General features: G+C 69.5%; 11 protein-coding genes and 1 riboswitch. Of the genes, 1 reads left to right on the top strand and 10 read right to left on the bottom strand.

Annotated features, from left to right (window positions below; genetic code table 11):
* Positions 1-131: 131 nt before the first annotated feature.
* Positions 132-227, bottom strand: a riboswitch (glycine riboswitch).
* 148 nt (positions 228-375) lie between these two features.
* Positions 376-753: a PRC-barrel domain-containing protein gene (locus tag IE142_RS14825; protein ID WP_043375338.1), complete on the top strand. Its 378-nt coding sequence runs from the start codon at positions 376-378 to the stop codon at positions 751-753.
* Between the two features lie 37 nt (positions 754-790).
* On the opposite strand, the gene IE142_RS14820 is transcribed toward IE142_RS14825, so the two are convergent.
* From IE142_RS14820 to clsA, 10 genes are all read right to left on the bottom strand, one after another.
* Positions 791-2,413 carry a DNA polymerase IV gene (locus tag IE142_RS14820; protein WP_370466351.1) on the bottom strand — a complete coding sequence of 541 codons (1,623 nt, stop codon included), beginning with the start codon at positions 2,411-2,413 and terminating at the stop codon, positions 791-793.
* Between the two features lie 54 nt (positions 2,414-2,467).
* Positions 2,468-3,151 carry a MerR family transcriptional regulator gene (locus tag IE142_RS14815; protein WP_078949031.1) on the bottom strand — a complete coding sequence of 228 codons (684 nt, stop codon included), beginning with the start codon at positions 3,149-3,151 and terminating at the stop codon, positions 2,468-2,470.
* A 195-nt stretch (positions 3,152-3,346) separates the two neighbouring features.
* On the bottom strand, positions 3,347-3,820 hold the full coding sequence (locus IE142_RS14810; RefSeq protein WP_191886208.1) for a bifunctional nuclease family protein: 474 nt from the start codon (positions 3,818-3,820) through the stop codon (positions 3,347-3,349).
* A 139-nt stretch (positions 3,821-3,959) separates the two neighbouring features.
* Positions 3,960-4,697 carry a transcriptional regulator FtsR gene (ftsR, locus tag IE142_RS14805; RefSeq protein WP_191886207.1) on the bottom strand — a complete coding sequence of 246 codons (738 nt, stop codon included), beginning with the start codon at positions 4,695-4,697 and terminating at the stop codon, positions 3,960-3,962.
* 42 nt (positions 4,698-4,739) lie between these two features.
* Positions 4,740-5,696 (bottom strand): zinc-ribbon and FHA domain-containing protein, encoded by a 957-nt coding sequence (locus tag IE142_RS14800; RefSeq protein WP_191886206.1) that lies wholly within the window; start codon positions 5,694-5,696, stop codon positions 4,740-4,742.
* A 61-nt stretch (positions 5,697-5,757) separates the two neighbouring features.
* Complete coding sequence (locus IE142_RS14795) at positions 5,758-6,618, bottom strand: DUF881 domain-containing protein (protein ID WP_191886205.1); 861 nt, start codon at positions 6,616-6,618, stop codon at positions 5,758-5,760.
* Positions 6,619-6,623: 5 nt separating this feature from the next.
* Positions 6,624-6,956 carry a small basic family protein gene (locus tag IE142_RS14790; protein WP_003977440.1) on the bottom strand — a complete coding sequence of 111 codons (333 nt, stop codon included), beginning with the start codon at positions 6,954-6,956 and terminating at the stop codon, positions 6,624-6,626.
* Positions 6,953-7,789 carry a DUF881 domain-containing protein gene (locus tag IE142_RS14785; RefSeq protein WP_229830519.1) on the bottom strand — a complete coding sequence of 279 codons (837 nt, stop codon included), beginning with the start codon at positions 7,787-7,789 and terminating at the stop codon, positions 6,953-6,955. The genes IE142_RS14790 and IE142_RS14785 overlap by 4 nt, the downstream gene beginning before the upstream one ends.
* Positions 7,790-7,956: 167 nt before the next feature.
* On the bottom strand, positions 7,957-10,452 hold the full coding sequence (locus IE142_RS14780) for a mannose-1-phosphate guanyltransferase (RefSeq protein WP_191886203.1): 2,496 nt from the start codon (positions 10,450-10,452) through the stop codon (positions 7,957-7,959).
* Between the two features lie 115 nt (positions 10,453-10,567).
* On the bottom strand, positions 10,568-11,176 hold the full coding sequence (gene clsA / locus IE142_RS14775) for a cardiolipin synthase ClsA (RefSeq protein ID WP_043375323.1): 609 nt from the start codon (positions 11,174-11,176) through the stop codon (positions 10,568-10,570).
* Positions 11,177-11,349 lie beyond the last annotated feature (173 nt).

Below are 11,349 nucleotides of genomic sequence, written 5' to 3'. Positions count from 1 at the left end.
CGGGTACCCGGACGGCCTCCCCCTCTGTCATCTCGACCTGAGAGCTTCACCGGGCGACCCGAGGGCGCTCCCGGCTTTCACCGTCGGTGAGAGCGGACGCCGTCGACACCCGCCCTGCTTTCCAGAGTGACCTCGTCCGTGCGGTACGTGGGCCTGAGAGATTCCGGGGAGGATTTGCTCCTTCGGCGCCTCCGGTGGTGTCCGGAGGACTCTCCCGCACGGGGTCAGCAGCCGTTGCCAGCGTACCAGCGAGGTCGCCGCACGGACCTTCGAGTGGCCGACCGGCTCTATGTGCTCTTTTGTAATACTACGGATGATTTCGGCGGCTGACGGGTCGGCTGGTGCACGGCCCCCATGCGACCAAGTGGAGGGCCCGTGCGTACCGAGATAGACCCGCGCAACCTGATCGGCCGCAAGGCGTTCGACCGCAACGGCACCCGGATCGGCACCGTCGACGAGGTCTACCTCGACGACGCCACCGGCGTCCCCGAATGGGCGGCCATCCGCACCGGACTGTTCAGCAGGGACGCCTTCGTTCCTCTGGAGCCGAGCGAGCTGGTGGACGGCACGCTGCGCGTGCCCTTCGACCGCGCTCTGATCAAGGAAGCCCCCGACTTCGGCGTCGGCCGCCACCTCTCCCCGGAGCAGGAACTCCAGCTCTACCACCACTACGGCCTCGACGTGGCCGCCCCTCCCCCGCCGCCCGACCATGACTTCGGCAAGCTGGCCGGCCAGGGCAAGGAGGATGCCTGACGGTCCCGCCTGTCCCACCGTCCTGCGGCACCCGCGGTCAACCGGGGGCCAGATGCGTCGGGCCCGCCGGGCCGGTCTTGGCGTCGGGCCCCCGGCGGACGACATCGGCGTCACGGCTCAGCGCGGTTTCGCCGAGATCCGGGCCGGTCTCCGCGTCCCGACGCGTGGCCGTACCCGCGTCGGGAGTCGTCGGGCCAGTCCCCGCGTCTCGGCTCAGGATCCGCTCAGCGTCCAGACCCGGTCGAGCGGCCGCGTCGGACACCGGGCCGGCATCGGCGTCCATGTGCCCCGACCCCGCCGTCCCGGGTCTTCGCGCGACCGGCTCGACCGGCGGGACCAGCGGCAGCGGATCCGCCGGTGCCAGATCCGGATCGTCCACCGGGAAGGTCCGCACCCGGCCGGTCTCCGAGTACGGCGTCTCGAAGCGCACGGTGACCCGCCCCAGTCCGCTGCCCTGTACCCAGCCGTGCCCGTACTCCGTGTGCCGCACGTCATGCCCCGCCGGCCACCGGCGCTCACCGGGCGCGGGACGGTGCTCCTCGGCGGGCTCGGCCTCGGGCTCCTCCACGTCCTCGTCCGCCCGGTCCCCCGCCGCCTGGGCGAAGAGGTCCTCCTGTGTGTAGTCGGCGAGCCCGCTCACGCCGACCCCGAGCAGCCGCACACCGCCCGTGGTGTCCACCGGGTCCAGCAGCCGCGCCGCCGCCTCCCGCACCACCGCCGGGTCGTCCGTCGGCCCGCGCAGGGTCTCGGAGCGCGTCAGGGTGGAGAAGTCGTACCTGCGCACCTTGAGCACGATGGTCCGCCCCGACAGCCCCGAGCCGCGCAGCCGGCGCACACACCGGTCCGCCAGCCGCTGCACCTCCATAGCGACCCGCGTCCGGTCGTGGATGTCGACGTCGTAGGTGTCCTCGACCGACACCGACTTGGTCTCCCGCTCGGCCACCACGGGCCGCTCGTCCCGGGCCAGGGCCATGGCGTACAGGGCGTGCCCGTGCGCCTTGCCCAGCAGCCGTACGAGCTCGTCCTCGCCGGCCTCGGCGAGTTCGCCGACGGTGGTGATCCCGGCCCGCCGCAGATGGTCGCCGGTCGCCGGGCCCACGCCGGGCAGCGTCCGCACGGACATCGGCTCCAGCATGGCCCGCTCCGTGCCCGGCGGGATCAGCACCAGCCCGTCGGGCTTGGCCTCCTCGGAGGCGATCTTGGCGAGCATCTTCGATGCGGCCAGCCCCACTGACCCGGTGAGACCGGTGACGCTGCGAATGTCCGCGCGCAGCTTCGCCCCCGCCAGCCGGGCCGAATCCGCGTCCCAGGCCGTGCCACCGGCCTCCAGGTCCACGAACGCCTCGTCCAGGCTCAGCGGCTCCACCAACGGCGACAGCGCCCTCAGCAGCCGCATCACCTGCTCGCTGATCGTCCGGTACAGCTCGAAGCGCGGGACGAGGTAGGCGGCGTTGGGGGCCAGGCGCCGGGCCTGTCCCATGGGCATGGCCGAGTGGACGCCGAAGACCCGGGCCTCGTATGACGCGGTGGCCACCACCCCGCGCGGACCCAGGCCGCCCACGACCACGGCCTTCCCACGCAGACTCGGCTTGGACGCCTGCTCCACCGAGGCGAAGAAAGCGTCCATGTCGAGGTGCAGGATCGTGGGCGCGGTTCTCACATGTCCGATGTTGCCCTACGCCACTGACAATGCGTCGCCCGCGTGCCGCGGTTCTCAGACCGCCCGGTTGCGCCGCCGCGCCAGCTCGTCGGCGGGATTGTGCCCGACCAGGGTCTCGCCGGTGTCGATCCGCTCGCCGTGCAACTGGGACAGCGCGCTCTCCACGTCCCGCCACACCACGCCGACGGCGATTCCGAAGACGCCCTGACCGCCCTGGAGCAGGGCGTGCACCTCGTCGGGCGAGGTGCACTCGTAGACGGTGGCGCCGTCGCTCATCAGCGTCATCCGCTCCAGATCCCGGAAGCCGCGCTCTCCGAGGTGCTGGACGGCGGTGCGGATGTTCTGCAGGGACACGCCGGTGTCGAGGAAGCGCTTGACGATCTTCAGCACGACCACGTCGCGGAAGCTGTACAGGCGCTGCGTCCCGGAGCCGTGCGCGGGTCGCACGCTGGGCTCGACGAGGCCGGTGCGGGCCCAGTAGTCGAGCTGCCGGTAGGTGATACCGGCGGCCGCGCAGGCCGTCGGCCCGCGGTAGCCGATCTGGTCGGACGCCATGGACGTCGCCCCTCCGCTGCTCGGCACGGCAGCCGGTCGCTGCTGAGCCGGGTCGGCCGCGCCACCGTGTTGCGGGTAGCCCCCGCCCGCACGGAGCCGAGAGCCCGGGGGAGGGTACGGACCGCTTGCCCCGAGGCTGCGCCCGGAGCCACCCCCAGCCGTACCGTCGCCGCTGATTCTCACGCCGACCTCCGTCCTTGACCTGCCTCCTCGACGGTAGGCAGTCACCAAGGGTGCGTCAACGATCGCCACACTCGGCACGCCGAGTGATAATCACCTTACGAGTGGTTTCCCGTGCCCCATCGCGGGGAAAGGCTAGCCGAATGTGCCCGAAGAGGGCCGTTTTCGCCGCGCCTCGGGGAGCGCCTCGTCCGCGGTTCACTGATTGCTGCTTCCGAAGTCCTCCGGCGAGATCTGGTCGAGGAACTCGCGGAACTTCTCCACCTCGTCCTCCTGCTCGTCCGGAATGGCGATGCCGGCGTCGTCGAGGACCGTGTCGCTGCCGTAGATCGGCGTTCCGGTGCGCAGTGCCAGCGCTATGGCGTCGGACGGCCTGGCGCTGACCTCGACTCCGCTCGCGAAGACCAGCTCGGCGTAGAAGACCCCGTCCCGCAGGTCTGTGATGCGCACTTCCGTGAGCTCCTGGCCGACGGCTTCCAGCACGTCCTTGAACAGGTCGTGGGTCAGCGGGCGTGCCGGGGCCATGCCCTGCTGGGCGAAGGCGATCGCCGTCGCCTCCCCCGGCCCGATCCAGATGGGGAGGAAGCGGTCGCCTCCCACCTCGCGCAGCAGCACGATCGGTTGGTTGGAGGGCATCTCGACCCGGACACCTACGACATCGAGCTCGTTCACACAGCAACCCTAGGCGGTGCCCGGGACATTTGGGTAGTCGGGCCGGGGTCGGGTGGGCGATCCGGGTGCAGGACCGGGTTCTCGGACACCCCTCGGACGGGCTGCCGCCAGGGCTCGGCCGGGCAGCCCCCGGCCTAGGTCAGGGCAGCCGTACGCCCAGGGCGGTCTGCACCAGCGCGGCGTGCAGCTTCACCGCCAGCCCGGCCAGCTCCTTGGTGCGGGCCTCGGCGTGGGCCCTGGTCTGTGGGTTGCGGTGGCGCTTCAGCGGCGCCACCACCTGGTCCACGAGACCGGCCTCCCGGTCGGCGGCGGCCTTCATCACCCGCAGGTGCCTCGGCTCGATGCCGAACCGGCCCAGCTGGACCACCAGCGACGCCACCGTCACCGCCTCGGCGTCGTACGCGCCGTCGGAGAGCGGAGTGACCAGTCCGTACGACTCCCACTCCTTCAGTTCCTGCTCGTCGATGCCGGCCGCGGCAAGCAGCTCCTCCCGCCCGATCCGGGCCGCCGCGGGCCCCTCGGCCGGCTCCGGCGCGGGCTCTCCGTCCCGCTGCCGGCCCAGCGTCGGCAGCGGCACGGCCTCGCCGCGCTCCATGGCGTCCAGATGCTCGCGGATCACCTTCAGAGGCAGGTAGTGGTCCCGCTGCATGCGCAGCACCTGGCCGAGCCGCTCGACGTCGTGCGCGCTGAACTTGCGGTACCCGGCCGGGGTCCGCCGCGGTTCGACGAGCCCTTCCGACTCCAGGAAACGGATCTTGGAGATGGTGATGTCGGGGAACTCGTCGCGCAGTGTGTTCAGTACCGCGCCGATGCTCATCAGCCCACTGTCCGCGGCGGCGGTGCCGTGTCCGGCACCGCCGCTCGGTGTTTGAAGCATGGACCTTCCCTGGAGGTTCCCCGGGCGGCTGCCCGGGGGCGGTCAGTAACCCCGCTGGCTCGCGTAGAAGACCAGCCGGTACTTGCCGATCTGCACCTCGTCACCGTTCGACAGGGCGACCTGGTCGATGCGCTCGCGGTTGACGTACGTGCCGTTCAGGCTGCCGACGTCGGCGACCGTGAACGAGCCGTCGTGGCTGCGCCGGAACTCCACGTGCCGGCGCGAGACCGTCACGTCGTCCAGGAAGATGTCGCTCTGCGGGTGACGTCCGGCAGTGGTCAGCTCGCTGTCCAGCAGGAAGCGGCTGCCCGAGTTCGGGCCACGGCGCACGACCAGGAGCGCGGACCCGAGCGGCAGCGCGTCCACCGCGGCCTGGGCCTCGGGCGAGAGCGCCGGCATCGCGGTCTGGCCGGTCACCTCGGCGTCGTAGGCCTCCAGGCCCGAGATGGAGATCGTGGAGGTCGTCTCGGACGCCCGCTCCGGAACGGCCCCCGGCCGCAGCGGCGCTCCGCAGTTGGAGCAGAAGCGGCTGTTCTCCGCGTTGCGGTTACCGCACCTCGTACACACCAGGGCCGACATGGACGGTTCCTCCTGCCGCGGCTGCCCCTCCGGGGCGTTCGACGCGTACGGAGCGGCGGCGAACCCACCCGTACCTGAGGCTGACGGTTGGCCGAAACCTATGCCGCCGGACTGCGCAGGGTCAACGGACGACGCGCCCTGACCACCGGAAATGTCACCGCCCGGACCAGCCACCTGGTCCCGGAACATCGGGCGCCCGCCCTCCGCGTCAGGCTGTGCCCGATGGCGAGCGGTCGCGTTCTCGCGACCCTCTCGCGCGCTCTTGCCGAACAACTTCGCAAACAACTTCACGGGCGATTCCCCTTGACCGAAACAGACCCGCCCGTGGGGCAGGACGAACCCTGACTGAACGTACTGGCCGACCCGGACACCTTCACAACGTCCGTCTCCACCAGACAGTTTCCACCACGCACCACCCAATCGGTGCGCCGACCCCCCGCAACCTCATGCCCTCGCCGGACGCCCCCCATGCACCGCCGGTTCACTGGGAGGACGACCGAGCGTAGTCAGGCCGCTTCGCCGCTCGCAAGGCGTCCACGACGATCTTGCTCGACCGCTCAACAGTAACGGTGGCCTGTTCCTTCTCCAGAGTCTGCACCACGCCTCCAGGAATGTTGAGAGCCGGTTCGAGGTCCTGCGGCTTGCCGATGACCTTGAAACGATAGGGCGCGTTGATCTTGTTCCCGTCGACACTCACAGACTTGTCGGAATCCGTCAGGTACGTGTCTGCGACGACCCGGACACCGTTCACCTGGATCGCTTCCGCCCCCGCCGCGCGCAGCTCCTGGATCGCGTCGAGCAGCATGTTCGCCTCGACCGCACCGTTCGCGTCCTCGACCGTCACTGTGATCCCGGGTCCCTGCGCGGCCACGGTGCCCGCGAGGACGCCGAGTTGCCGCTCCTTCTCGAGCGTCTGCTTCCGGGCCTCCTCCGCCTGGTCGGAACTGTTCTCCAGCTCGTCGCGCTGCTTCTCGAGACCCTGCTTCTCGTCTTCTAGACGCTGAGTACGGTCGTCCAGTTCATCGAGAATGCGGACCAGATCCTCCTGGCGCGCGCCACGCAGTGCGCTGTCGCCCTCACTGTTCGAGGCCACCTGGACCGCGAGGCCGAATCCGAGGCCGGACAGGAGGAGCGCAACGATGAGTTGGGCCCGGGTCAGACGCGGTGGCCACAGGCCCTTGACGAGCCGCTGCCTGCCGGTCAGTCCGGGCTGCGGCTCCGGTTGACCGGCCTCCGGGGCACCGCCGGACGCGGCCTCGCCGACCGGGGACCGCGACGGCGGCACCTCGTCGGGCAGCTCCTTGCGCAGGCTGTTCGCGCTCTGCTCGTCCTGGTCACTCATCGGCCTCACGCCCGGAACACGTGGCGACGGATCGCCGCGGCGTTGGAGAAGATGCGGATGCCGAGGACGACCACGACACCGGTGGACAGCTGGGCTCCGACGCCCAGCTTGTCGCCCAGGAACACGATCAGCGCGGCGACGACCACGTTCGACAGGAACGACACCACGAAGACCTTGTCGTCGAAGATGCCGTCGAGCATGGCCCGCAGACCACCGAAGACGGCGTCGAGCGCCGCCACGACGGCGATCGGCAGATACGGCTCGACGGCCGCCGGGACCTCCGGCCGGACCAACAGTCCGGCCACGACTCCCACGACGAGGCCCAGTACGGCGATCACGATGTTTCCTTCTCGGTTATCGGCTGTGCTGTACGTACGATCACACTAGGTGCGGCCGGCAGCTTGAGGTCGTCCGCGACGGAGATGGCGGTCCGGATGCCGTAGTTCTCCTGCAGGGCATGCAGGTAGAACCCGTCGGCACTGTCCTGGAACCGGCTGCTGAGCCCTTCGCCGTCCCCCACCGCGAGCACCGTGTACGGCGGTACCAGCGGTCTGTTGTCGACCAGGATCGCGTCACCGGCGGCCCTGATCGCCGACAGCGCCGTCAGACGCTGCCCGTTGATGGAGATCGCCTCGGCCCCCGACTCCCAGAGCCCGTTCACCACGCGCTGCATGTCCCGGTCGCGCACCCGGCCCGTGTCGGAGAACCCGGAGGTGCCGCGCGGCTGCCCGTCACCGCCCGTGCCGGCGTCCTTCGCGTCGTCCACCACGAGCTTCACACCGGGACCGTGCACCTCGACCGCGCCCGACAGGACGCCGACCAGGTCGGACCGGTCGCTGTCACCGTTCTTCTCGAGCGCCTCGCGCTGCCGGGCGCTCACGTCGCCGCGCAACTTCTCGATGCTCTCCTCAAGCTTGTCGGCCGCGGAGGTCTCCTCCTCGATGCGGTCGATCAGCTCTTCGCGCTCCTTGGCGACGGCGGGAGCGGCGACCCTGGCCTGGGCCGCGCCGACCGTCACGACCAGCGCCGCCAGCACGAGGCCTGCGGCGAGGCCGAGCTTGGCCCGGAGGGTCTTGGGCAGTCCGCCACCGCCCTCGGCCTTCTTCCGCTCGGCGGCCTCGGCGTATCCGGCGTCGAGGCTGTGGTCCATGACGTTGGTGAGCAAGGACATGGACGCGTCCGGACGCGCGGGCCGCGTGGATGTGCTCCGAACGGGGGGTTGCTGCGGCATGCCGCACATCGTCGCACGCCCCGGCCACTACCTCCGAACGGCCCCACCGGCGTGCCGGACAGGCCCCCTTGGGGACACTTGTCCGGCACGCACGCGTGCGGCGTGTCTCAGCGGCCCGCGCTGTCCACCACGGCGGACCACTCGTCGAGCAACGCCTGCGCGGAGGCGTCGTCGGGGCCCTCGGCCCACAGGTGGGTGACCGCCTCGGCCGGGTCGGGCAGCACCATCACCCAGCGTCCGTCCGACTCCACCACGCGCACACCGTCGGTGGTGTCCACGAAGCGGTCTCCGGCCGCCTCGACGACCCGGCGCATCACCAGTCCCTTGACGGCCCACGGGGTCGCCAGGTCGCGCTTGAGGACGTGTGCCCGCGGGATCCGCGCGTCGATCTGGCTCAGCGTCAGCTGCGTCCGCGCCACCAGCCCGATCAGCCGCACGAAGGCCGCCGTACCGTCGTAGACGCTGCTGAACTCCGGGACGATGAAGCCGCCCTTGCCGTCACCGCCGAAGATCGCTCCCTCCTCGCCCCCGACCCGCGTCAGGTCGTCGGGAGAGGTGGTCGTCCACTCGACCTGGGTGCCGTGGTAGGCAGCCACCTGCTCGGCGATCCTGGTGGTCGTCACCGGCAGCGCCACGCGCCCGCTGCGCCGCTCGGCGGCGATCAGGTCGAGCATCACCAGCAGCGCCCGGTCGTCCTCGATGATGCGGCCCTTCTCGTCGACGAGCGAGAGCCGCTCACCGACCGGGTCGAACCGCACGCCGAACGCCGCCCGCGAGGACGCCACGATCTCTCCGAGACGCACCAGCCCCGAGCGCCGCATGTCGGCGGACTCCGTGGGCCGGGACTCGTCGAGCCCGGGGTTGATGGTCAGTGAGTCGACGCCCAGTTTCCCGAGCAGACTGGGCAGGACGAGCCCCGCACTGCCGTTGGAGGCGTCGACGACCACCTTGAGCCCGGAATCGGCGATCCCGGTGATGTCGACGTTGCGCAGCAGCGACCCGGTGTACGAGTCGAAGACGCTGGACGGGAAGTGCAGGTCACCGATCTCGCCTGGGAACGCCCGCCGGTACTCCTGCCGCGCGAACACCCGGTCCAGCTTCCGCTGGCTGCCCTGCGACAGGTCGGCACCCTGCCCGTCGAAGAACATGATGTCCACGGAGTCCGGTACCCCGGGCGTGGTCCGGATCATGATGCCGCCCGCACTGCCCCGCGCGGTCTGCTGCCTCGCGACGGGCAGCGGTACGTTCTCCAGGTCCCGTACGTCGATGGCGCTGGCCTGGAGCGCGGAGATCACCGCCCGCTTCAGTGCTCGTGCACCGCGTGAGTGGTCGCGGGCCGTAGTGACGGTGGAACCCTTCTTGAGGGTCGTCGCGTAGGCGCCTGCCAGCCGCACGGCCAACTCCGGTGTGATCTCCACGTTCAGGATGCCGGAGACTCCGCGAGCCCCGAAGAGATGCGCCTGTCCCCGCGACTCCCAGATGACCGACGTGTTGACGAAGGCACCGGCCTCGATGGTCTTGAACGGGTACACCCGCACGTTGCCCTGGATGATCGATTCTTCACCGACCAGGCACTCGTCTCCGATGACCGCGCCGTCCTCGATCCGCGCGGCGCGCATGATGTCGGTGTTCTTGCCGACGACGCAGCCCCGCAGATTGCTGTGCGGGCCGACATACACGTTGTCGTGCACGACGGCCTTGTGCAGGAAGGCACCGCTCTTGACGACGACGTTCGAGCCGACGACGGTGTGCTCCCGGATTTCCGCGCCGGCCTCCACCTTGGCGTAGTCGCCGATGTAGAGGGGCCCTCGGAGCACGGCGTCGGGGTGCACCTCCGCGCCTTCGGCCACCCATACTCCGGGCGAGATCTCGAAGCCGTCGATATCGACGTCGACCTTGCGCTCGAGAACGTCGGCCTGGGCCTTCACATAGCTCTCGTGCGTGCCGACGTCCTCCCAGTAGCCCTCGGCGACATAGCCGTAGACGGGCTTGCCCTCCTTCATCAGCTGCGGGAAGACGTCACCGGACCAGTCCACGGGCACGTCGGGGTCGACGTAGTCGAACACCTCCGGCTCCATGACGTAGATGCCGGTGTTCACGGTGTCCGAGAAGACCTGGCCCCAGGTCGGCTTCTCGAGGAACCGTTCGACCTTGCCCTCGTCATCGACGATGGTGATACCGAATTCCAGCGGGTTGGGCACGCGTGTCAGACACACGGTGACCAGCGCGCCCTTTTCCTTGTGGAAATTGATCAGGTCGGTGAGGTCGAAGTCAGTCAGGGCATCGCCGGAAATTACGAGGAAAGCATCGTCTTTCAACGCCTCTTCGGCGTTCTTGACGCTTCCGGCGGTACCGAGTGGCTTCTCCTCATTGGCATAGGTGAGCTCCATTCCGAGCTCCTCGCCGTCCCCGAAGTAGTTCTTGACCAGTGAGGCCAGGAACTGCACGGTAACGACGGTCTCGTTGAGCCCATGCCTTTTGAGCAACCGCAGGACGTGCTCCATGATCGGCCGGTTGGCCACCGGCAGGAGCGGCTTGGGCATGCTCGAGGTCATTGGGCGAAGGCGCGTGCCTTCGCCTCCGGCCATCACGACGGCCTTCATGTCGGAAGCGTCCTCCTCTAAGAGACGACGGATTGACCGACTTCACCCGTCCAGGGTCCCGCACTTTTCCAGCGCGGGCCATCCGGCGTCAGTGCCGCACAATCGGCGAACGAGTTCAATCGGCCGTGGCGTCCGCACGGACCAGGCGGCGGACCTGCACCACGTAAAGAACACCTGCCCACCAGTACAGGGTTGTACCCCATCCGGCGAACGCCCATCCGAAAACAGCAGCGAGTGACGCGATCCACCCGCTTCCGTCACTGAGCAGAAGCAGGGGGAAGGCGTACATGAGGTTGAAGGTGGCGGCCTTGCCCAGGAAGTTCACCTGCGGCGGCGGATAGCCGTGCCGCCGCAGGATGCCCACCATGGCGAGCAGGACCGCTTCGCGGGCCAGCAGTACGAGGGTCAACCAAAGCGGAAGGATCTCCCGCCAGGTAAGGCCCACCAGGGTCGACAGAATGTAGAGCCGGTCGGCCGCGGGGTCCAGGAGCCGGCCGAGACTGCTGATCTGGTTCCAGCGCCGGGCGAGCTTGCCGTCCAGGTAGTCGCTGACGCCGCTCAGGGCCAGCACCAACAGAGCCCAGCCGTCGCTCTGCGGGCCCCCGAACTCGGGCCGAAGGATCAGCCACAGGAACAGCGGCACGCCGGCGAGACGCGCCATGCTGAGGATGTTCGGGATGGTGAGGACCCGGTCGGTCTGCACGCGGGTCTCCTGGACCTCCACGCGGGGGCCTCCTGGGTTGGAACGAGCCAATGATGCTCCCTGACCTTACCTCAACGCAAAAAAGCTCTGGCTCTCGGGCTGTGTGCCCAAGAGCCAGAGCTCTAAGAGGAGTTCGGCGGCGTCCTACTCTCCCACAGGGTCCCCCCTGCAGTACCATCGGCGCTGTAAGGCTT

This window comes from Streptomyces mutabilis (assembly GCF_014649815.1).
GTDB lineage: Bacteria > Actinomycetota > Actinomycetes > Streptomycetales > Streptomycetaceae > Streptomyces > Streptomyces mutabilis.
Note: the sequence above shows the minus strand (reverse complement) of the source record. Positions and strands in the feature narration are given on the sequence as shown.

Bases quoted from the DNA above. Each gene is read 5' to 3' on its own strand.
- ftsR (WP_191886207.1), bottom strand. From the start codon at position 4,697: ATGCTTCAAACACCGAGCGGCGGTGCCGGACACGGCACCGCCGCCGCG.
- IE142_RS14795 (WP_191886205.1), bottom strand. From the start codon at position 6,618: ATGAGTGACCAGGACGAGCAGAGCGCGAACAGCCTGCGCAAGGAGCTG.
- IE142_RS14785 (WP_229830519.1), bottom strand. From the start codon at position 7,789: ATGTCCTTGCTCACCAACGTCATGGACCACAGCCTCGACGCCGGATAC.
- IE142_RS14780 (WP_191886203.1), bottom strand. From the start codon at position 10,452: ATGAAGGCCGTCGTGATGGCCGGAGGCGAAGGCACGCGCCTTCGCCCA.